The sequence below is a fragment of the Marinococcus tarijensis genome (assembly GCF_054971385.1).
On the sequence record NZ_JBQOJA010000006.1, the window covers coordinates 125,891 to 147,869 of the forward strand.

The 21,979-nt window shown below is 50.6% G+C and carries 21 protein-coding genes and 1 riboswitch; of the genes, 6 read left to right on the top strand and 15 right to left on the bottom strand.

Features of this window, described 5'->3' with window-relative positions:
* Positions 1 to 2 precede the first annotated feature (2 nt).
* A complete protein-coding gene (locus tag ACTTK7_RS05330) occupies positions 3 to 1,019 on the bottom strand; it encodes a zinc-binding alcohol dehydrogenase family protein (RefSeq protein WP_462866403.1) in 1,017 nt (338 codons plus the stop codon).
* A 159-nt stretch (positions 1,020 to 1,178) separates the two neighbouring features.
* On the opposite strand from ACTTK7_RS05330, the gene trhA reads away from it, so the two are divergent.
* Complete coding sequence (gene trhA, locus ACTTK7_RS05335; RefSeq protein WP_462866405.1) at positions 1,179 to 1,826, top strand: PAQR family membrane homeostasis protein TrhA; 648 nt, start codon at positions 1,179 to 1,181, stop codon at positions 1,824 to 1,826.
* A 39-nt stretch (positions 1,827 to 1,865) separates the two neighbouring features.
* Here the strand turns inward: trhA and phnE (ACTTK7_RS05340) are convergent, their stop codons facing one another.
* From phnE (ACTTK7_RS05340) to ACTTK7_RS05355, 4 genes are all read right to left on the bottom strand, one after another.
* Complete coding sequence (gene phnE, locus ACTTK7_RS05340; RefSeq protein WP_462866444.1) at positions 1,866 to 2,663, bottom strand: phosphonate ABC transporter, permease protein PhnE; 798 nt, start codon at positions 2,661 to 2,663, stop codon at positions 1,866 to 1,868.
* 2 nt (positions 2,664 to 2,665) lie between these two features.
* Positions 2,666 to 3,463: a phosphonate ABC transporter, permease protein PhnE gene (phnE, locus tag ACTTK7_RS05345; protein ID WP_462866406.1), complete on the bottom strand. Its 798-nt coding sequence runs from the start codon at positions 3,461 to 3,463 to the stop codon at positions 2,666 to 2,668.
* Positions 3,460 to 4,254 carry a phosphonate ABC transporter ATP-binding protein gene (phnC, locus tag ACTTK7_RS05350; protein ID WP_462866407.1) on the bottom strand — a complete coding sequence of 265 codons (795 nt, stop codon included), beginning with the start codon at positions 4,252 to 4,254 and terminating at the stop codon, positions 3,460 to 3,462. The genes phnE (ACTTK7_RS05345) and phnC overlap by 4 nt, the downstream gene beginning before the upstream one ends.
* A 101-nt stretch (positions 4,255 to 4,355) precedes the next feature.
* Entirely contained in the window at positions 4,356 to 5,318 is a 963-nt protein-coding gene (locus ACTTK7_RS05355) for a phosphate/phosphite/phosphonate ABC transporter substrate-binding protein (protein ID WP_462866408.1), read from the bottom strand.
* A gap of 277 nt (positions 5,319 to 5,595) precedes the next feature.
* On the opposite strand from ACTTK7_RS05355, the gene ACTTK7_RS05360 reads away from it, so the two are divergent.
* Both ACTTK7_RS05360 and ACTTK7_RS05365 read left to right on the top strand, forming a co-directional pair.
* The gene (locus ACTTK7_RS05360) at positions 5,596 to 5,892 is read left to right on the top strand and encodes a hypothetical protein (RefSeq protein WP_462866410.1); all 297 of its coding nucleotides are present in this window, start codon (positions 5,596 to 5,598) and stop codon (positions 5,890 to 5,892) included.
* A 72-nt stretch (positions 5,893 to 5,964) separates the two neighbouring features.
* On the top strand, positions 5,965 to 7,083 hold the full coding sequence (locus tag ACTTK7_RS05365; protein WP_462866412.1) for a 5-methyltetrahydropteroyltriglutamate--homocysteine S-methyltransferase: 1,119 nt from the start codon (positions 5,965 to 5,967) through the stop codon (positions 7,081 to 7,083).
* A 52-nt stretch (positions 7,084 to 7,135) separates the two neighbouring features.
* Here the strand turns inward: ACTTK7_RS05365 and ACTTK7_RS05370 are convergent, their stop codons facing one another.
* The 4 genes from ACTTK7_RS05370 to ACTTK7_RS05385 form a co-directional block, all read right to left on the bottom strand.
* A complete protein-coding gene (locus tag ACTTK7_RS05370; RefSeq protein WP_462866414.1) occupies positions 7,136 to 7,771 on the bottom strand; it encodes an NAD(P)-dependent oxidoreductase in 636 nt (211 codons plus the stop codon).
* Between the two features lie 147 nt (positions 7,772 to 7,918).
* On the bottom strand, positions 7,919 to 8,626 hold the full coding sequence (locus ACTTK7_RS05375) for a class F sortase (protein WP_462866416.1): 708 nt from the start codon (positions 8,624 to 8,626) through the stop codon (positions 7,919 to 7,921).
* A gap of 133 nt (positions 8,627 to 8,759) precedes the next feature.
* Positions 8,760 to 9,524 carry a sulfite exporter TauE/SafE family protein gene (locus ACTTK7_RS05380; RefSeq protein ID WP_462866418.1) on the bottom strand — a complete coding sequence of 255 codons (765 nt, stop codon included), beginning with the start codon at positions 9,522 to 9,524 and terminating at the stop codon, positions 8,760 to 8,762.
* A gap of 140 nt (positions 9,525 to 9,664) precedes the next feature.
* Positions 9,665 to 10,393 carry a VC0807 family protein gene (locus tag ACTTK7_RS05385; protein WP_462866420.1) on the bottom strand — a complete coding sequence of 243 codons (729 nt, stop codon included), beginning with the start codon at positions 10,391 to 10,393 and terminating at the stop codon, positions 9,665 to 9,667.
* Positions 10,394 to 10,485: 92 nt separating this feature from the next.
* Here ACTTK7_RS05385 and ACTTK7_RS05390 point away from each other — a divergent pair, with 92 nt between their 5' ends.
* Positions 10,486 to 11,112 (top strand): uracil-DNA glycosylase, encoded by a 627-nt coding sequence (locus ACTTK7_RS05390; RefSeq protein ID WP_462866422.1) that lies wholly within the window; start codon positions 10,486 to 10,488, stop codon positions 11,110 to 11,112.
* 58 nt (positions 11,113 to 11,170) lie between these two features.
* Here ACTTK7_RS05390 and ACTTK7_RS05395 read toward each other — a convergent pair whose 3' ends face one another.
* Positions 11,171 to 11,416, bottom strand: a complete 246-nt coding sequence (locus tag ACTTK7_RS05395) for a hypothetical protein (protein WP_462866423.1) — start codon at positions 11,414 to 11,416, stop codon at positions 11,171 to 11,173.
* A gap of 261 nt (positions 11,417 to 11,677) precedes the next feature.
* Here ACTTK7_RS05395 and ACTTK7_RS05400 point away from each other — a divergent pair, with 261 nt between their 5' ends.
* Entirely contained in the window at positions 11,678 to 12,403 is a 726-nt protein-coding gene (locus ACTTK7_RS05400; protein WP_462866446.1) for a Na-translocating system protein MpsC family protein, read from the top strand.
* 35 nt (positions 12,404 to 12,438) lie between these two features.
* Positions 12,439 to 13,188: a GNAT family N-acetyltransferase gene (locus ACTTK7_RS05405; protein ID WP_462866425.1), complete on the top strand. Its 750-nt coding sequence runs from the start codon at positions 12,439 to 12,441 to the stop codon at positions 13,186 to 13,188.
* 45 nt (positions 13,189 to 13,233) lie between these two features.
* Here ACTTK7_RS05405 and ACTTK7_RS05410 read toward each other — a convergent pair whose 3' ends face one another.
* Genes ACTTK7_RS05410 through ACTTK7_RS05430 form a run of 5 tightly spaced genes read right to left on the bottom strand, consistent with a single transcriptional unit; the run spans position 13,234 to position 21,507 of the window.
* Positions 13,234 to 14,700, bottom strand: coding sequence for a YjiH family protein (locus tag ACTTK7_RS05410; protein WP_462866427.1), 1,467 nt, complete (start codon positions 14,698 to 14,700; stop codon positions 13,234 to 13,236).
* 42 nt (positions 14,701 to 14,742) lie between these two features.
* Positions 14,743 to 16,482, bottom strand: a complete 1,740-nt coding sequence (atzF, locus tag ACTTK7_RS05415) for an allophanate hydrolase (RefSeq protein WP_462866429.1) — start codon at positions 16,480 to 16,482, stop codon at positions 14,743 to 14,745.
* Complete coding sequence (gene uca, locus ACTTK7_RS05420) at positions 16,479 to 20,111, bottom strand: urea carboxylase (RefSeq protein WP_462866431.1); 3,633 nt, start codon at positions 20,109 to 20,111, stop codon at positions 16,479 to 16,481. Before uca ends, atzF begins: the two co-directional genes overlap by 4 nt.
* A 27-nt stretch (positions 20,112 to 20,138) precedes the next feature.
* On the bottom strand, positions 20,139 to 20,789 hold the full coding sequence (locus ACTTK7_RS05425) for an urea amidolyase associated protein UAAP2 (RefSeq protein ID WP_462866433.1): 651 nt from the start codon (positions 20,787 to 20,789) through the stop codon (positions 20,139 to 20,141).
* 13 nt (positions 20,790 to 20,802) lie between these two features.
* Entirely contained in the window at positions 20,803 to 21,507 is a 705-nt protein-coding gene (locus ACTTK7_RS05430; protein WP_462866435.1) for an urea amidolyase associated protein UAAP1, read from the bottom strand.
* Between the two features lie 63 nt (positions 21,508 to 21,570).
* Positions 21,571 to 21,677, bottom strand: a riboswitch (guanidine-I (ykkC/yxkD leader).
* Between the last annotated feature and the right edge of the window lie 302 nt (positions 21,678 to 21,979).

Genomic DNA, 21,979 nt, shown 5'->3' on the forward strand with positions numbered 1-21,979 from the left:
ATTTACTCCCAGTGTTCAAGAACAATTTTACCGATCGCTTTACCCGACTCCACCCGCCGGTGCGCTTCTTTCATCTGTTCGGCGTTCAGTGGTGTCAGCGTTTTGGTGAGCGTCGGCTTGATCGTCGACTGATCAAACAGGTCAGCCAGTTCGCCCAGAATGACGTGCTGCCGGATCATATCCTCCGTCTGGTACATTGGCCGCGTAAACATAAACTCCCACATAAAGGCGGCGCTTTTTGCCTGCAGATCGGTAAGCGGAAGCGGCTCCTCTGTTTCTACAATGGAACAGATGGTTCCCTGCGGACGGATGCACTCGGCCATCCCCGACCAGTGCTCGGCCGTATCGGTGAAGCAGAGAATATAATCGACTCCGTCGTATCCGGCCTCCTGGAGCTGCTTGCACAGAGGCTGACGGTGGTTAATCACTTTGTCTGCCCCCATCTGTTCGCACCAGGCAGTTGTTTTTTCACGTGAAGCAGTAGCGACTACATCGAGCCCGGCCCATTTGGCGAGCTGAATCGCAATGGAGCCAACGCCGCCGGCGCCGTTTAACACGAGTACAGATGCTCCGCGGTCCCGTTCCGGTACAATTCCGATCCGGTCGAACAGCGCTTCGTACGCAGTAATAGCAGTTAAAGGCATTGCAGCACTTTCGGCCATGGAAAGCTGCACAGGCCGTCTTCCCACTACCCGCTCATCCACCAGCTGATATTCCTGATTGGATCCGGGCCGCAGATTGCTTCCAGCATAATATACTTCATCACCGGGCTGAAACAGCGAAGCCTCTTCGCCTGCCGATTCTACGACACCAGCTGCGTCAAAGCCGAGAATCTGCGGCTCTGCTTCTTCCGTTCCTTCACTTCCTCCGCGGATTTTTGTATCCACCGGATTTACAGAGACCGCCTGGACACGCACAAGCAGATCCCGGCCCTTCGGCTCTGATTTTGCCACGTCAAACATTTCAAAGCTTGCTTCTTCTTCGATGGGAAGGTGCTTTTTAAACCCTATTGCTTTCATTGTGGTCCCTTCTTTCCTTACTTAATTAAAGCCATTCTGGCTTCTCATACCCGCCCGGTTCCATCCGGCAAACAAATCCGCAGCCATTTATACCTGTTCGAAACTCTGCTGAAAATGAGTTATAATGAAGAAACTATTCTTAATGAAAGAAGGCGGCGTATGCAGGACCAAACCCACACGTTTACTAAACGGGAGGAATTCGCTAACGCAGTCACGCACGGCATCGGTGCTCTGCTGAGCGCTGCTGCGCTTATTATTATGATCGTTTTCGCTTCCATGAATGCTTCAGCCCTCCATGTGGTAAGCGTTTCTATTTTCAGCACATCCATGCTTATTTCCTACGTATGCTCCACGCTGCTTCACAGCTTTTCACCGGGCAGACTCAAGGATTTGTTTGAAGTGTTTGATCACTCTGCCATTTACTTATTTATTGCAGGCACCTATACCCCGTTTTTGTTTCATGCACTCCACGGCACCTTAAGCTGGGTCTTGTTCGGCGTTGTATGGGGCATTGCCTTTATCGGTATTATTTTTAAAGCCTTCTTCACCAAACGGTTCCGCATTCTGTCGACTGTATTTTACATTGGCATGGGGTGGATCATCATTATCGCCTGGCCGGCGCTGGTAAATGCCCTTCCCTCCAGCGGCCTGCTGCTGCTTGTTGTTGGAGGTGTATTGTACACGGCCGGCACCGTGTTTTACATGTGGCGGAGCTTTCCCTACCATCACGCCGTCTGGCACTTTTTTGTGCTCGCCGGCTCCGCCGCCCATTTCTCTGCCGTATTTTTCTACGTTATCCCTCTATAGCAGACGAAAGCCCGTGCTTCTCGGAGAGCACGGGCATTTTTACGTCAGCCGGGAACGGATTTTCCCCGAAATAATGTCAACGATCGTAACCATGACAATAATACCAAGCAGAATAATCCCAACCCTTTCCCAGTCCCGGGTCTGAAGCGCAAATATTAATGGGGTTCCGATGCCGCCAGCGCCGATGACCCCGAGCACCGTAGCGGCCCGGAGATTGATTTCAAGCCGGTACAGCACGAAGGAAAAATAGCTGGGCAGCACCTGCGGGAGCACAGCGAACCATAACGTTTTGCCGTGATTGGCCCCTGTAGCCATCAAGGCTTCCCGAGCGGCTAAATCGGCTGTTTCAATGTCTTCGCTGAACAGCTTTCCGAGAGAGCCAATTGTACCGATACTCAAAGCGAGCACACCGGCAAACGCCCCCGGCCCTACCGCCTTAATAAACAGCAGAGCAAGAACGATTTCCGGAAAGACACGGATAAAGGTAAGAATAAATTTCGATGATCCGGAGACAGGCTTAATCCGCATGATCGTCCGGGCCGCAAGCAGTGCGAATGGCAGACAGAAAACTGCCGCAATCGCTGTTCCAAGAAGGGCAATCGCAAGCGTGTCCAGCAGCCCGCGGATCAGGTCCTCCCCGGCAGGGTCGTATACGTATCCCCAGTCCGGCGAGAAAATTCCGCCGATGATGGACCCGATAATTTCGACAAACGTTTCCTTGATTTCGAGCAGCGGAAGACCCGCGAATGCCCATATGTATACGAGAGCCAAAAGAACAAGACCCGTGTACAGCTTCCATTTCCCCTGCTTCGGCGCCGCCGGCCAGTCAGTTTGCATACTCATGCCAGACGTTCCCTGCCTTTCGTACTCAAGTAGTCAATCAGCATGACTACCAGAAGCGTCACTAAGATAATGGTTGTTACCCGGCCGTACTGGAAAAACCCAAGAGTGCTTTCATAATACAGACCGATGCCTCCGGCCCCTACCAGGCCGAGAATAGCTGCTGCCCGGACGTTCACCTCGAGTGCATACAGCGTATACGATAAAAAGGAGGCAGCGATTTGTGGAAACACGCCAAACACAATCCATACGATTTTATTGGCACCTACTGCTGTCATTGCTTCGAGCGGCGCCTGGTCCACCGCTTCAATCGTTTCGTAAATCAGCTTTGAAATAATGCCAAGCGAAAAGAACGTTAGCGCAAACACTCCGGACACCGGACCGATACCGAATACGGCCACAAAAAGTGCTGCCAAAAGCAGGTCAGGCATCGTACGGATTAAATTCATAACCATACGTGCCGGAAGGGTGATCCAGGCCGACGAAAAAATATTTCTCGCCGATAATAAAGCAATCGGAAGAGCAAGAATCGCACCGAATGTGGTTCCCAAAAATGCCATCCGCACGGTTTCAAGAATCGGGGTGATAACGCTGCCGACATAAGCCGCATCCGGCGGCCACATCTGCACGAGCAAATCCCCGATATTTGGAATACCTTCCCACAGTTCTGCAAACGAAAACTCCACCTGCCAGGTACTCCCGATTAAAATCAGAGCGATCAAAGCAGCGGTCAGAAGGTGTTTCAATCTGGAGGGCGGCTTCGGAATGCTGTGCTTCTGTATCGTCGACGTGCTCATTGCACCGCCTCCTCATGCATCTGATTGCCGTTTTTCTGCTGATCCTCATCCTCAAGCGATTCCCCATATATACCCATAAACCGCTTCGGCGTGGCCTCTGCAATCGGTCCGTCAAAAACTACCTCCCCAGCCTTTAAGCCGATAATTCTCGTTGCGTATTTGCGGGCGATCTCCATAGAATGCAGATTCACGACCATCGTGATGCCAAGCTCCCGATTGATTCTCTGCAGGTCATCCATGACCTGCCTCGTCGTTAATGGATCGAGCGAAGCGACCGGCTCATCGGCCAAAAACACTTTTGGCTCCTGGGCGAGCGCCCGCGCGATAGATACCCGCTGCTGCTGTCCGCCGGAGAGCTGATCGGCCCGTACGTAAGCTTTTTCTAACAGATTCACCCGGCGCAGGGCTTCAAACGCAATGCCCTTATCCTTTTTGGGAAACATACCGAGAATCATACGTAGTGTCGAATGGTACCCGACTCTTCCGGCCAGTACATTTTTTAATACGCTTGAACGCTTGACGATATTAAACTGCTGAAAAATCATGCCAATATCCCGGCGGAGAGCATAAAGGTTTTTCCCTCTCGCTTCCGTGATCGAGGTTCCGTCAATCGTGATTGCCCCTTCGGTCACTTCGTGCATCCGGTTAATCGTCCTTAGGAGTGTGGATTTTCCTGCCCCAGAGAGACCGACTATTACCACAAACTCTCCCTGTTCGATCGTCAAATCAATATTATTTAACGCTTTTGTGCCATTACTGTACGTTTTTGACACTTGCCTGAACGTAATCATACGAGCATCCCCTTTTTCTAAGCGGCGTTTCTGCCTGAGTCAAAAAAGGGGCAAATGCCTGAACAGACAGTCCCCCTGGTTGACACCGGCTGTGCAGACACCTATTCGTTGCCAGTAAGATCTGATACTTTATCTTCGTATTCACGAACGACGTCAAAGTTACTATCGTCGGACTCGGTATAGCCTTCATGAGAATAAATGTCGCGAATGATTTCCTGGCTTTCTTCATTTTCTCCCAGGGAAATAAAGGCGTCAGCAATATCTTTTCTCATCTCGCCTTCAATTTCCGGGCGGATCGAAACAGTATCGTTTGGAATCTTTTCTGTAAATTCCAGAATTTTTGTATCTTCAAATACTGAATCGTAGTCCTCCACAACGGTATTGCGCGCGTCCTGGAACGTAACCGCGGCATCCACATCATCGTTTAAAAGCGATACGATCGCCTGGTCATGCCCCGTTACCGTAACCGGCTCCACGTCCTCGAGCGGCTCAAGTCCCGCATCCATCATTTCTGCAGCCGGCCATACAAATCCGGCAGAGCTCGTCGTATTTTGGTACGCAATCCGTTTTCCTTCCAGGTCTTCAAGGCTTTCCATGTCGCTGTCCTCCATCACCATAAACTGCGACAGATAATAATCCACCAGTTCATCTGTCTCGGACCCGTCGTCATTTACCCCGTAACGCTGGGCCTGCAAAAGTACATCCGCTGCTTCCTGCTCGTGGGCAAGTACGTACGCTGTAGGCGGCAGGAAGCCGACATCCACCTGATCGGAATTCATGGCCTCCACGATGGAATTATAGTCCGTGGACACACTCACCTCTACGGGAATCCCCAGCTCTTCCCCGAGAAGTTCTTCAAGCGGCTTTGCTTTTGCTTCAAGCGAATCAGCATCCTGCGAAGGCACGAACTGCACCCGCAGCTCTTCCATTTCCTCCGAAGAGCCTTCCCCGGAGCTGGAGGAATCCTGGCTGCCTTCACTTTCTTCCCCACCCGAAGAACCACATGCTGCTGTGACCGTTACTGCTGAAGCCAGCGTAAGCCCTGCCAACCATTTTTTCTTCATCAAAAAACCCCCATTTATGTATTTTTTCTGTACTTCCCGCGCAGAATTCCCACACGATTTTTTTCAGCACATCTCAGAGTATAAACACATTTCCGTGATATTTGGGCTATATTTACAGAAAGTTAAAACTAATTGTACCTAAAATTTACATTTTATTAAGCGGTCTGTTAAATAATGTAGCGCACTAATTTCAGACCATATACGGCTCCGGCATCAACGCACCCGAACCTTCATTTGTTATAATGAAGGCAAAACCACGCTAAAAGGATGTTTTTGCTTGCCGACACGTGCTCACACCTATATCAATTACGCTCTCGCTGTTCTGGCTGTCTATGCTGTGCTGCTTACGATCCGGCTTTTTTTCATCTCCAGCGAGCTTCTAACCTTTCTCACTCATCCGCTCGTTTTAATCATTCCAGTCGGTCTCACAGTCGCAGGCTTAAGGTATTTCATCGTTTATACCGGCGAGAAAAATAAAAAACGCTTCCTCTATTTCCTTATTGCCGGAAGTATCGCCCTGTTTCTTTTGTTTTTACTGTTTATATATATTATTTCAAGGCTTGTGTCCCTCTGAAGCAATTTACTTCTATTCAAAATTTTGATAAGCTTCAAGATATTTACCAATGGTTTTTAAAGGAGAGAGAGTATGGCACAATCAGCATCCTGGCGGACAAAAGCTCCCTACCGGGCAGATCAGGTAGGAAGCCTTTTGCGTACTGCCGCTATTAAAGAAGCACGTGAAAGCTACGCGAATGGATCCATTTCTGCGGACGAGCTGCGCCGTGTAGAGGATAAGGAAATCGAGCGCATCGTTCAGAAGCAAAAAGAAACGGGGCTTCAGGCTGTTACAGACGGAGAGTTCCGCCGCGCCTGGTGGCATTTTGACTTTCTTGAGGATTTAATTGGTGTGGAGGCCTACGATAAAGACTCCGGCATTCAGTTTGAAGGTGTGCAGACGAAGGCCCGCGGCATTAAAGTAACCGGAAAAATTGACTTTAGCGACAAGCACCCGATGCTGGAGGATTTCCGCTATCTTCATCAGATCACCGGCAGCACCGAGGCAAAGTTTACGATACCAAGCCCGAATATGCTGCACCTTCGCAGCGAGATTGAGACCGACCTTTACAGCGGTCCGGGAGACATGATCGACGACCTGGCGAAGGCGTATCAAAAAGCGATTCAGGCGTTTTATGACGCCGGCTGCCGTTACCTGCAGCTCGACGACACGTCCTGGGCGTATTTGTGCTCCGAGGAACAGGTGGAGCGTATGAATCAGGAGGGCATCGACCACCGTTCCCTGGTGGAACGCCATGCACGGGCGGTCAACGAAGCTGTCGCCTACAAGCCGGAGGATATGACAATTACGATGCATATCTGCCGCGGTAACTTCCGCTCTACGTGGATCTCTTCCGGCGGCTATGAGCCGGTGGCCGATATTTTATTTGGCAGCGTCAATGTGGACGGCTTCTTCCTCGAGTATGACAGCGACCGTGCCGGCGATTTCAAACCGCTCCGCTTCATCAATCGCGAGGATGTGCAGGTCGTGCTCGGTCTGATCACCTCCAAAAGCGGGGAGCTTGAAAACGCGGAGGACGTGAAAGCAAGAATCATGGAAGCATCCGAGTACGTACCGCTTGAGCAGCTCTGCCTGAGCCCGCAGTGCGGGTTCGCTTCGACCGAGGAAGGGAATGTTTTGACTGAAGATGAACAGTGGAAAAAGCTCGAGCACGTTGTAACCATCGCAAAAGATGTGTGGCAGGATTAATAAGAATAAAAAAAGCAGGACCGAAAAACTTCGGCCCTGCTTTTTATCGTATTTAGTTGCTTAATACAGGAGCTTCCCTGGAGAAGTCACTCGTTTCAAGCTGTTCGTACAGAAAATCCACCAGGGTCTGGCGGTAGAGCGTATTTTTCAGGTCATGCCGGCCGGGATAGCCTGCGGTCGGCGCGTTTTCGCCGGAAGGCTTATCGGAAAGCACCGGCACCCGGACGAGCGTCCAGTCCAGATTTGACTGGCGGATAATATCAGCGGCATTCGCATTTTCATTCGAGCCTTTAAACTTCGCCACTTTCCAGCCGGTGGTGAGCAGACTGAACCGCTTGGACGCGCCGTCCTGCGGGGTTTTTACATCTGAGCTTGTCACTGCCACAAGACGGCTGATGCCCCGCTCCTGCATCGCGTTTACAATGTGGGACATGCCTGTGCTGAGCGGTGTGCCCTTCGCTGCTTCCTTGCGGCCGAGCAGGCTGACTACCGCATCTGCGCCCTTCAGGGAATCATAGACGTTCTGGTAATTCGTAATTTTCCCTTCATGAACAGTTAAATTTTCATTATCAATCAATAATTTTTCCGGGTTGCGGGCGTATACTACTACTTCACTGCCCTCTTTTAATGCTTTGCGGACAAAACGTTTTCCGGTATTTCCGGTCGCCCCAAATACAACTATTTTCATTTCGGTTCCCTCCTGTTTGTTCACACTGCTTCTTCCATTGTACCGGAGATGGAGGGCAAACCCAAACACAGTCGGGCAAACACAAATAAAAGGAGAGCGATTGAGGCCCCGGTTGCTCAATCGCTCTCCTTTATATCCATCGATGTGTTAATCTGCTGCCAAAAGCATCTGTTCGCTTTCTTCTGTAAGCTCCGTGTAAACGACGAGCCGTTCATCATGCGTCCCATGCTCCTGCTCGAACGTGCCGGCACAGGTGATCAGATTTAAATTCCGGCTGTCACCGCCTCCGAAAATCTCCTCAATCGGAGCTTCCTCCCGCGTGTAGCTCACTACCTGCTGAACTTCAAACACAAGCTCCTGCCCGTCTTCGGTTGTGACGTGGACTTTTTCCCCTGCCTGCACGTTTTCGAGCTCGTAAAATACAGAAGGGCCGTCAATACTATCCACGTGGCCTGCCATCACGGCATTGCCTTTCTCTCCCGGCTCCGGGCCCGGCTCGAACCAGGCTACTCCGTTTTCGCTCGAGGGTACGCCCATCTGTCCATTGTCCAAAACTCCTACCGGCTCTAAGGAAGCCGAGACATCGATGGATAAAACAGATAACTCCTCAGGGTCAGAGAGCGATACTTCCTCTGTTTCTGCAGAAGCAGCCAATCCCTCCGCCCCGGTCACGCTTTCTTTTTCTGCCGGAGCAGCGGTATCTGTTTCTGAAGCTTTTTCCTGCCCCGCCGGCTCCCCCGAAAGTACTTCCGTTTCCGGCGGTGGGGAGAATACAGGAAGGAGGGCGTAGACACCGAAGCCAATGGCGATAGAAACCACAGCAGCTGTAAGCACCGTTACTATCCATTGCTTCATACCGCCCGCCTCCTTTATCTGCATGATGCTTTTTTGCAAGAACTACTCAGTTTACGCACGAAGTTTTTGATTGGATCACTTTTATTTAAAAAAATTTAAGAAAAATAAAAAAGCCTTCTTTTGAAGACTTTTTTTACATTAAATAATCCCAGGCGTTTTTAGCGATTAAAGCGATGGTTACAATGATAAACAGCATCTTCACGTAGGCCGATCCTTTTTTAATGGCGACATTTGCGCCGACGTATGCGCCGGCAATCATCGCAGCCCCCATCGGCAGACCGTATGCATAATGAATCGAATCAAACCAGATAAACGCGAGCAGCCCGCCGATGTTGCTTGCAAAATTCAGCACCTTGGCGTTTCCGGCAGCTTCGACAAAGTTGAAGCCAAGAAAAATAAAGGCAAACAGCAAAAATGAGCCCGTCCCCGGTCCGAGAAAGCCGTCATAAAATCCGAGGACCACAGCGACAAGCGCACCGACAATCCACACCTTCCGGGTGATGCTCTGAAACGTAGACAGGCTGCCCAGATTTTTGTTCGCGAGCGTATAAATCGTCACCACAACAAGCAGAATTAAAATGATCGGCTCCAGAATATCCGGCGGAATCCGCTGCACGACGATTACGCCGAGGACTGACCCTGCAAACGCCAGGGGGAAAAGCGTAAAGACGAGACGCTTGTTAATCTGGCCGTGCCGGAGAAACGAGATCATGCTTGTCCCGGAGCCCATCGTGCCTGCGAGCTTATTCGTTCCAAGCGCCGTCTGCGGCGACATACCCGTAAAAAGAAGCGCCGGCATGGCAATCAGCCCGCCCCCGCCGACTACCGCATCCACAAATGCAGCGAGAAAACCGATCAAAACCAAAAACAACAATACCGATAATGAAAACTCATCCATATGTATGCAGCCCACTTTCTGTAAAAAACCAAAGATGTCCCTGCTATTTTACCGATTTCCGGCTGTCATTTCCACCCGTTTCCATCCCCCGGCCGCCTCCCAACAACCTAAAAAAGCAGCCGGCGCCGGCTGCTTTTTGTTTACGTTCGTTGCTCAGATGTTTTTTCCCGCTCGTTTTCCGGCGTTTCTTCCTCTTTTTCTCCGTCCTGCTCTTCGCTTTCGGCGTCTTGACCGCTGTTGGTGATTTCCCCGGCGTCGATACCGTCTTCATGCAGCCATTTGGCGATAAAGATAAACCCGACCACCGCGATAAAGCTCATCGTCCACGATAGCACCTGCCGCAGAATAATACCTTCGTCGAAGGCCTCCACGCCATAGCTTTGCACGAGCCAGATTTTAACGAACGCGAGAATAAATTCCCGGAGGGCAAAAAACAGCGTGATCGCCTGAAACACCCATAAGTATTTGCGCACGTAAAACTGCTTTTTCAGCTGCTCGCGGTCCCCGCCCTGAAGCTCCATAAAATCAACGGTGAAAAAGAGCCAGATCGGTCGCATAAAAATAACGGTGAAAATAAAAAATGCACCCATAACAAAATCGTAGTAAATATTATTCCACAAAAGCTGCAATCCGCCGCCGGCAATAAGATCGAGGACGGTGCCGATAATCAGGGTGGCGATCATATAAATACCGAACGTATTCACCTTTTTCAGCAGTACGAAGCGGTACACTGTATAAATAATCCCCGGTACCGAGGATATAAGCATCGCTATATAATCACCTGTATAATCCCGCGCCATGTTCCAGATGAAGATTGGAAACACGACGTAAAATATAATGTCAAACCACATAATGTGCTTCTGCTGCACGCGTCCCACCTCCTTTATATATCCTATCACAAGTATAGAATATTTCGCGCCCGGGTATAGAAAAGTCAGGACGTATGCAGGAGGGGATACATATGCTTCCAGAAGCCGAAGTGGAGGAAGCGAAAAGAAGAATGGAAGAATATCGGTGTGAAGGCTTTCTTAACGGGCCGAACCCGATCGATCCTTTCGTCATGATGATCGGCGAGGCGCCGGGTGAAACGGAAATTACAGGCGGCGGCCCTTACGACGGACGCGCCGGGAGAAAGTTTCTGTCCTATTTGGAGGCTCTGCCATTCCCGTTGGAGGACATTTACGTTACCCGCACGATCAAAAGCCGTCCGTACCGCTGGGGCAAAACGCCCTCCGGTGCCGCGCGCAAATATAACCGCGCACCGAATCAAAAGGAAATTATGGCCCATGCCCCGCTTCTCGATCGGGAGATCCGCTCAGCTGCGCCTAAGATTCTTTGTCCGATGGGACGCACCCCGTACTGGCGGCTCTTCGGACGTTCACCGCATATGCCGCATACCGCCGGCATACAATTTACATCTCCTGTCCGGCAGGTGAACGCTGCAGCGGAGGAGTACGTATGGAGCCGGGAGCACTATATAATTTTCCCGCTGTATCATCCGGCAGCAAGCCTGTATAACCGGTCACTTGAACCTTTGATTCAACGGCATTTCTATGACCTTGCCTGCCTTCTTTCTGAGCTGTCGTAGCCACCTGAATGCTTTCAGTTCCATTTTTGTGTTATAGTAATTGGACGAAATTAATGTATTACACACGCATATTTTCACGTGTGTATTCACGATGGAGAAGTTCGGAAAATTCGGGCAATTCAGATACTATGGTAATGATCCACTCCTGCATCCGGTAGCTTTTTACGGCATTATACAGCTCAGCATTGTCACGACAGAAATAAATCATATATCCCTTTTTCTTTAAATAATCCAGATCCGTTTCTCGTCCGACAATAACTTCACTTAACTTTCTATCGCACCAGTACGCGTATCGAAGCTCCATATTACCCATCTCCTCCAGAGGTTAGTGGACTAAAAAGCCAGTACCAAGAAAGCTCTTGATACTGGCTGTGAAGAAAAAGCACTTTGTCTTTTCTTATCCGGCCGATGGTATAGATATTTTTACATTCCTGATTCTACTTAAGATAAACGTCACGGATCGTCGGCTTCATTTCCAACAATCTTATGATCAACATATTAAAATTATCATATAAGTAATGAAATATCTACCTTTTTTATTATATATATTATAAAAAAATTAATAATAAAGGAGAATTCCAGTGATCGATATTCAGGCGAAACAAAAGGACATCGCAAGCTACGTTGGACGTCTGCTCAGAGACTCTTTCGGAAAAGGCCCCAGGCGGCCTACGTGACGCTCGGAGAAACCCATGCTATTATTTTCCTGCGAGAATTCATGTCCTCCATCGAGGAGCATCTGCTTGAAGACGAAGGCGCAGAAGCCGTGCATGAACTCCGGGAAAGCATGATGAAAACAATTATTCCCGAAGTGAAGCGCTACCTTGAAAGCACGACCGGCATTGAACTAAACGAACTGTTTTACGACTGGAACATGAACCGCCGTTCCGGAGTGATCATCGGGTTAAAGCCGGAGTCCTATAAAAATGCCGGCAGAGTGTCAGAACCGATCGAAAAAAACTATCCAAACAAGCAAAGACTCGAGCAGGTGATCGGGGAAACGAGCAGTAAGGCAGAGCGCGTGCCTGATGACGTCTCTTCGGTACAGGTGAACAACCGGACGACACTGATTGTACGCACCGGAATACTCGTACCCATTGAGAAACGGCTGATCGCCCTTGGATACGAGGACGTTTTAAAAATTGCCAAACGCGAGCTCGAAAAGGAATTATTCATGGAGGAAGACCTGTCCACCGACCTTTTAGGCGCTCAAGTGGAAGATATCTTTATCGACTGGAATTTTGAAAAAGACAAAAGTACAGTTATTATCGTAACAGCCCCCGTAAAATAAAATTTCTTTATTACCCACCGAAAGGCCTGATACCCGTGATTCCCATTACGTTTCACCATGTGCATACTCCGGGGTCGCTCATCGAAAACCACCGCGATTACCGGCACTACCATTCCATAGAATGGAAGGATCACTTCGACAGCAATTTTATATCATTTAAACAGATGCCGGCCCCTGATTACTTCCAGGAAATCGAAGCTTACTTAAGCGATTTTCACAGAGCCCGGGGCCAAAAGCATTTGAAATTTCATTTTCCGCCGAATACAGAGCTCCCACTGGCATTAAATCAGTATCTGCTCAGTACCCTGTATGATGTGAGCGTCATGGAGCTGTACGCCATCCGGCCGGATGACTTTCCGCAAAAAAACGCCCCTGAAGGATGCGATATCCAGCGCGTCGATGTTGAAAATCTGCCTATATTTCTCGCGATGCAGCTTGAGCAGGACCTCCCTCTCGGCGAAGCGTATGCGGCCCAAAAACAGCACATGCTCGAACAGCAGTTTTATGATGCTTCGTTTATTCAGCTGATCGCCTACCACCACGGACGGCCTGCCGGCTTTGTGGAACTGATTGCCGGCGACCATGCTGTAGAAATGGATAACCTGTTTGTACATGATGAACTGCAGCGAAAAGGCATCGGCCACGCCCTGCAGCAGTTTGCCATGAACCTTTTTCCGGATAAAGCAATCTTTCTCGTCGCAGACCAGGAGGATACCCCTCGCGACATGTACCGAAGGCAGAACTACAGACGGCTCGGCTTTCAGTACACCGCTATTTTTCAATAATATGAGTGCATGCAAAAAGACGCCCGCAAAAGGCGTCTTTTTTATTCAGTACATGATGTGCATGAATAAAGCGATAATAGGAATCGCAATGAGCGTGCGTTCAAAAAAGCAGACGACGAGTTCCCAGAGCTTTACCGGCATTCTCGTTGCTTTAATCACTACAATGGATTCAGAAAAGAACACAATCTGTACTAACGAGAGCGTCGTTACAAAATAAATCGCCCCTGCTTCAAGTGCTGCCAGATCTCCCGCAATTAAAAGAACCGGCAGAAACATTTCAGCAATACCTACGGGGATCGACGGGGCAATCATTGCCGCATTAGGCACGCCGAGAATATTTAAAAGCGGGATGAACGGCATTCCGAGCCAATTAAACAACGGAGTATACTCAGCGACGATCAGGCCGGTAATACCGATAGAAGCAAGCATGGCCACCACTCTCGGAAGCACACCGAGCGCTCCCGCTATACTTGTCTTCACTTCTGAGCCAAGCGGCCGGGCTGTTTCAGCTCTTTTGGCAGCGCGCTGAAAGCCGCGCGGAATAATACCAAACTCAAACTTCGCCTCTCCCTGTCTTTCTTCTTCTGTCTGCTCCCGTCCGTCAAAATAAACGTCGGGCTGCTTCGACAGGGGCGGAATCCGGATCATAAAGAAGGAAATAATAAACGCAATCAGCATACCGGAAAAGTAGACCTGCAGAAAATCCTGGCTTAACTCTGCGGTGTTAATAACAAGCACTGCAAATCCGACACTGACTGCACTGAAGCTTGTAGCAATTGCTATGGCTTCGCGCTTTGTATAAACATTCATCCGGTACAGACTGCTTGTAATTAAAATAGCAACAGAAGATGAGCTGACAAAGGAAGAAATAGCGTCTATCGTGCTTTTGCCGGGCACCTTAAACAGTGGTCGCATGACCGGCTCCAGGATCGAACCGATAAAATCGAGCGCCCCGTAATTTAACAGCAGCGGCATAAACACAGCGGCCAACGGGATGATCCAGCCAACGGTAAGCACAATCGACGGGATAATCGTGCCGCCTGTATCCGATCCCACCATCCATTCCGGCCCAGTGAATCCGGCAAAGCTGTCGTGAAGAGCGTACACTGACATAAAGACTGCGCCCAGCACGTAGAAGAAAATGTGTATACCCGTGTCTCCCCCGTAGTAATCCAGCAGCCGTCCGCTGCGTTCCGGAAACAGCTTTACGTAAATGCTCGTTACGGCGTTGGCAAGCACCATGACTGTAAACAGCCACAAGCTAAAAGGCACAGAAAGGTTCAAAAGAAAGTTGTACAAGTAGCCGAACACGACATCAGTTTCCCCGTCCACTACCACCGGAACAAAGAAAACAATTAAAGCAATGGAGGTCAGCAGAAATGATTTGATCAATCCTTTTCTCAGCTGTCCCCGGCTGATTTTCTGCTTATCCAGTTCCTTCCCTTCGAGCGGTGCTGTGTCTCCAGGATTATTTTCCATCTGGTCCAAATCCTCATCAGCTATGTTCTTCATTTACATGCTCCTCCCTGCGAAACATTTTGCATAATTGGCTTTTTACGTCGATGATTTAGCCGCCTCTGCGTTTTTCCAGCCTTTGAAGGAGCTGATATCTTCTCCTTTGGCACTGCTTTCGCAAATAAAGCCCATCACGCTGCGTCCATCGTTCAGCTTGACCGTGCCGATACCTAACGGAGCAGGAATCCTTGCGGCAAACTTCCCCACTTCTTCGATCGGCATCCGCCACAGCTCAACCTCAATTTCTTCTCCCGTCTGCTCCCGTATTAATCCGGGCTTGGCTGGTTCGCTGTTCAAACGTATCAGTTTATATTCCGGGGCTGTTAATGCTTCCTCCACGAATTCAGCACGGCATTCGGTCATTTGCTTTTCAAGTGGAAAACCTCTCATATGGAGCCCGCATACGGCAATCAGCTTTTCGGCTTGTTCTTCCGGCAAAGAAAGCTCTGTCCGCTGCCAGCTTTCTGCCGCACCCATCAGCAGACTTTCTGCGTCTGAACGGCTGAACAACGTCACACCAAAAGGTACCTCCGGTGCTGCTTCCCCGGCAGGCAGTGCTATAGCACTCATATCAAGCAGATTGCAGTGATTCGTATATTTCCCCATGTCACTGTTTGTCTGTACTGGGTCTTTCCGGACCTGTTCTCTTGTCCACGTCCCTCCACATGTCGGAAGCACGAGCACATTGTTTTCGAGCCACTGCCCGGTAAGGTGCTTAATTTCCTGCAGCCGGTGCATCGCTTCAAATAGCTCTGCTGCCCCGTATGCCCTGCCCTCTCCTTTGGAGAGCACTTTTTCGGTTACCGGGAAGACATCACTGCGGTGTTTTTCCACAAATGAGCCAAGTCCCGCCCAGCGTTCGGCAATCCAGGGGCCGTCATACAGCACCGATGCCGCTTCGCTTAGTAGAGACGTATCTACATAGGCTACTTCCTCCGATCCTGCTTCAAGCTGCCCCACTGTTTTTTTCCATGCTTTTCGGTACTGCTCCTCATATGGACCGTAAAATTCCGGTTCTTCCTTCGGCAGCAGCCATTTTTTCGGTTTTTGCTTCTTTAAATCCCCGAATGGCTTCGACCAGGGATCATTCAGGTCGACGCCCCGGGCTGCCTGATCCACAAGGGGAACATCATTTATCTCCCAGGCAAATACCGTCACACAGTCCAGGCTTTCACATGCCGGCACGACGCCGGCGATCGGCCAGGCGCCAAGGGATGATTTCCACCCGATCAGCCCATGAAGCGCGGCCGGAACCCGTCCGGACCCTGCAGTATCTGTACCGAGGGAAAAGGCAGCCAGACCGCACGCTACCGCTACGGCAGATCCTGCACTTGACCCGCCGCTGATCAATTCATCCTTCTGTCCGTTGTGCGTTTCTCCGTAGGGACTCCGTGTCCCGACGAGCCCTGTCGCAAACTGGTCCAGATTGGTTTTCCCAACCGGGATGGCGCCTGCGTCCACAAGCCGCTTCACTACGGTGGCGTGCTTTTCCGGAGTGTAGGTGTATGCTTCGCAGCCAGCTGTTGTCGGCCATCCCGCTACGTCGATATTATCCTTCACAGCAAACGGTATGCCCCACAGCGGAAGCTCCTCCGGTGAAAACGCAGCCAAACGGTCAATATAAGGCTGAATCCGCTCTTTGGATGGAGGCAGCACCCAGATGTTTTTGTGCTGATACTTCCCGGCCCTTTCGAGAATGCCGGCTATCACTTTTTCGGGCTCTATGCTTTGGCTCCGGTAAGCTTTTAACAGCTGCTGTACGTTTAATTGTTCTGTCATGTAACCGACACCCCGCTTTCTTTTTCTGCACGCAGGCCGACAATTAACTGCCCTGCCTGCACTTCGTCTCCGGGCTCCACATGAATGGAAGCTACGTATCCTTCTTCGGGAGCCTGCTGTGGAAATTCCATCTTCATGCTTTCCTCAATGACCAGCACGTCGCCTTTATTTACGTACTGTCCTTCCGTTACTTCGACCTTCCATACACTTCCCGGCATCGAGCAGCGAACAGCTGTCTCGTTTGCGGGCAGCTCTTCTTCAAGCACTGCAGCATTCCCGCTGTCGTCCTCGATATGCTCCGCAATACCCTGCTCTTTCCAGCGTTCACGTTCTGCCTGAAAGGCTGCCTGCTGATTTTCTTTAAACGCTGCAGCACTTTCCTGAATCGACTCCTGGAATGCCAGATATTCGCCCAGGTCGAAGGTTGTTTCTGTAATATCTGCCTCGAACCGGCCGCGCAGGAAATCCTCCCGCAGTTCCGTCAGTTCTTCATGCGACACCGGATAATACTGAATCTGGTCGAAAAAGCGGAGCAGCCATGGTTTTCCGGGCTCAAAGCTTTCCGTTGCCTGCAGCCGGTTCCACATCTGGATGGTCCGGCCGACGAACTGATACCCGCCCGGGCCTTCCATGCCGTACACGCACATATATGCCCCGCCGATACCGACCGCATTCTCAGGTGTCCACGTCCGCGCAGGGTTATATTTGGTTGTCACAAGCCGGTGTCTCGGGTCTGTCGGTGTGGCAAGCGGCGCACCGAGATACACATCACCAAGTCCAAGCACCAGATAGTTTGCGTCAAACACAATCTTCTTTACGTCGTCAATACTTTCAAGACCGTTAATGCGCCGGATAAATTCCAGATTGTCCGGGCACCACGGAGCATCCGGCCGTACGTTCTGCTGGTAGCGCTCAGTGGCAAGCTGCACCGACGGGTCGTTCCATGAAAGCGGAAGCCTTACGATCCGGGAAGGCACCTGAATCGACTCCAGCGCCGGAAGGTCCTCGTCAATCCGGAGCACATGCTGCGAGGCCTCCTGGACTGTCATCTGCAGCGGATCAATATGAATCTGCAGAGAGCGCACGCCCGGAGTCATTTCAATAACCGGCAGTATTCCTTCCTTTTCAATTGCCTCCATGAGCACCTGCACCTGAAAGCGAAGCTTCAAATCCAGTTCCATTTCGCCGTATTCCACCAGCAGATACTCATCACCACTCATCCGGACGGTAATAGGAAACCGGCGCCCCTCCCGTTCATTGACGAGCAGCGGGTATTCCGGATCCAGGACGTCACTTTCATCTGGCAGCACCGCTGCTTCGACCGTCTGGCCTGCTCTTACACCTTCAATTAACCGTTCCTGCGTTTGACGGAGATCATTGGCTTCCTCAATCGTCAGCAGCTGAAAATGCACCTTGTCTCCAGGCTGCAGCTGGCCGATTTTCCAAAACTCCGCAGAAGCTGTTGTCACCGGACATACGAAGCCTCCCAGGCTTGGGCCGTCCGGGCCGAGCAGAATCGGCATATCCCCTGTCAGATCAAGTGTCCCGACCGCATAGGCATTATCGTGAATATTGGATGGATGCAGGCCGGCCTCACCGCCGTCTTCGCGGGTCCAGGCCGGTGCAGGTCCAATCAGGCGTACGCCGGTGCGGGAGCTGTTAAAATGCACTTCCCATTCTGCTTCTGCCAGCTGCTGCAAATATTCCGGCTGCAGAAACTCCTGGGTGCAGTGCGGGCCTGGAATCATACCGATCGTCCACTCACGTTTTAATTCCGGACGCGCATCCGCAGCAAGCGACTGCTGCTTTTCGCTGTCCGCGCTGCCCCGGACGCCGAGTACATCTCCCGGCCGCAGGGCTCTTCCGGCATGTCCGCCGAATTCCCCAAGAGTGAACGTAGAGGAGCTTCCAAGCACCTTCGGTTTATCAAACCCACCTTCAATCAGCAGATAGGTTCTCATGCCTTCGGTGGCTTTTCCAAACGTCAGCGTCTGGCCTTTTTTGGCCTGCACCGTTTCATATAAAGCGATGCCTTCCCCCTCAAGAGCAGCACCCATATCACCGCCGGTAACACAGAACGTAAGATCATCCCGGAAAACGTAGGATCCCCCCTGCAGGGTCAGCTCCAGGCCGCTTGCGTCTTCGGGATTATTCAGCAATGCATTGCCAAGTCTGAAGGCGAAGGGATCCATCGGCCCGCACGGCGGGACACCGACGTCCCAGTGACCGGTTCTTCCCGGCACGTCCTGCACGGTCGTCTGAACGCCCCCGTCCAGCACCTCCAGTGCTTTTTCCGCCGGAGCGAAATCATTCAGCAGGCGGGTAAATACGTTTCCTTCCCGCACCCGGGGCTCCTGCAGAAGTCCGCGGACGTACTGACGGTTTGTGGTGACTCCGTAAAAACGGGTTTCTCCAAGCGCTTCATACAGCTTATCGAGAGCCCCCTCCCGACTGTCAGCGTGCACGATGATTTTGGCGAGCATCGGATCATACAGCGTTGTCGTTTCCACGCCGTTTTGGATCCAGGTCTCGTTTCTCGCTTTTTCTGACAGCATGACATGGTCGATATGGCCGACGCTCGGGCGGAAATCGCGGCCACAGTCTTCCGCGTACACCCGGGCCTGAATGCTGTGCCCCGATGAGGCAGGCACTTTCGCCGCAAGACCCTTCCAGCTTCCGGCTGCTTCTTTTACCATCCATTCCACGAGGTCGATGCCGAGCACCTCCTCTGTTACTCCGTGCTCCACCTGAAGGCGGGTGTTTACCTCCAGAAAGTAAAACTCGTATTCATCCGGATCATACAGAAATTCGACCGTACCGGCACTTCTGTATCCTGACGTCTTCGCCAGACGCTCGGCAGCCTGCCACATCTGCTGTCTCGTTTCCCTTGTAATATTTGGTGCCGGCGTTTCCTCCACGACTTTTTGGTTTCTCCGCTGCAGCGAGCAGTCCCGTTCGCCTAATGCCACAACCTCCCCGCCGTCATTGCCAAAGATCTGAACTTCGATGTGACGGGCGCTTGGAATGTATTTTTCCAAAAACATGCCGCCGTCATTAAAATTTGATTCCGCCAGGTGTTTAACACCTTCATATGCTTCGCGGAGCGACGATTCATTTTCGCAGATACGCATGCCTATCCCGCCGCCGCCGGCCGTGCTTTTTAAAATGACCGGGTAGCCGATCGCCGCCGCCTGTTCCACCGCTTCGGCCCGTCCTGACAGAAGATTTGTGCCGGGAAGCAGAGGGACGCCTGCTTCCTTAGCAGAAGCACGGGCTGTGTGCTTCAGCCCAAACAGCTCCATCTGCTCCGGCTCCGGGCCGATAAACGTAATGTTCTGCTTCGCACATTCACGTGCAAAATCAGCATTTTCACTCAGAAAGCCGTACCCCGGATGAATCGCGTCCGCCCCTGTTTCAAGCGCTGTTTCCAGAATCTTTTTTTCATTCAGGTAGCTCTCCTGCGGGGCTCCCTCACCGATATTCACTGCTTCATCGGCGTATGCCACATGCAGACTGTCGCGGTCCGCCTTCGTGTACACAGCTACAGACGGAATATTTAATTTTTTTAATGTTCTTTCAATTCTGACAGCAATCGCTCCACGGTTTGCAATGAGTACCTTTTGAAACATTCAGTCTCTCTCCTTTTAATGGTCTATTTATTTATTCCAAATGAGTACACGAAGCGGCGTTGGATTAAAACCGCTGCACGGATTATTCAGCTGCGGGCAGTTGCTTATGAGCGCGGTGACTGCACATTTGGCGGTCATTTCCACGTAATAACCGGGTCCCGAAATTCCGTCGTCAAAATCCAGACCGCCCTCCGGCGTGACCGGCACGTTCATGAAAAAGTTGATATTCGGCGCAATGTCACGCTTGCTGTAATCATGACCATATTTGGCCAGTTGATACATAAATGTGTCACGGCAATTGTGCATCGGCTCCCGGTCATGGGCGTAGCGGACCGTATTGCTTTGAGATGAGCAGGCTCCTCCGAGCGTGTCGTGCCGCCCGACCGTATCGGCCGTGATTTCAAGCAGATTCTTTCCAGATTCGGCTTTCAGCATCGAGCCGGTCGTTAAATAAATGTTGTTCTGCGCATTGATTGTATTGATCGCGCTGTAATGATCCTCCGGGTGCTCCGTATCAAAAAAGAGAGTGTCGGCTGCTTCATTTCCCTCCACATCTTCAATCCGGAATACCTGGCCGGGCTGCAGCTCCCTGATCCATCCTTCGCCTGCCGGAATCAGCTGTTCATATACGGCCGTTTCCGCGGTTCTTTCACTTTGTACCTTTGCAAGCATATTCATGTTAAACTCCCCTTCATACTAATAATGAATGATATTCCCATGTATTTTCGAACGCCCGTCTGTTTTCCGGATGATAGTTGACACAATAGTCATTCTCGTCTGCTTCATTTACATCAAATACTTCCATTTTCACCGGCACTGACGGAAAGTCTGCTGCCGGATCCTGTGGATTTGGCGTATTGGAGAGGATCATTAAGCTGTCCACTTCCAGACGGAGCGTCACCGTGTCTCCCGTCTTGGCATGCTCCGGGTCAAAATGCATGTTACCGGCTTCATCGGCATAGATCTTTGAAAATAAATTGATGTTTGGCACCAGGTCTCTTTTCGTTAAGCCGTGACGCATCAGCTCCTTGACGAAGTTTTCTTCACCGCTCCGGTAGTACTCGTTCAACAGCTTTTGAAAAGTGGTTTCACCGTACTGGCTGTCGGTTCCTCCTCTGGTCGAATAGCCGCCGATAGGATCATGCCAGCCTGAGCTGTCTTCAATAATGCTTGCCATCGCCCGGCCATTGTCGGTCATCAGAATGTTTCCCTTCGTAAATTTCGAGGTGTGCTGCGCTTTTAATGAATCGGGCATATTGTAACGGTCTGTCGTATTTTTAGCGTTGTACAGCAGAAGTGAAATATTGGCCCCGTCCTCGAGCGCGGTAAACCGGACTGCTTTTCCCTTTGCCACCACATTCGACCATTTGCTTCCTGCTTCAATTATCTTTTCCATCATGAAGCCTCCCTTAGTAATATAAGCACCTGAAAATAAATAAAAAGCCCGGAAGAGTTTTCACTCTCCCGGGCTTTTGTCCCTCCGTGTATACAGACAATAATGCCTGTACCGCTTTCTCTCGGACCTGGCCTTCTTTTTCAAGAAGCGGAACCCTAGAAAGCATTGGCGTTTCCAGCTAGCGGAAACCTATATACTGTTTTTGCTGTTGATTTGTAGTCTAAGCAACATCCGGGCAGAAAACAACTTTTATGTAAGTTTACCTAACACAATAATTTTCTGATTTATTTTTTAATTCTACCTTTCGTCTGTGAATTATGACTTATCTTTTCTCAGAGAGCATAAAATAGTTTGTGTAAACGATCGATCACCAAAAAAGGAAGTCCTTTTCTAGTAGAATGAAGTTACCGACCACATCCACAGAAAAGAGGACTTCCCTATGAATAATTTTTCGACAGATATTGCTCACGCT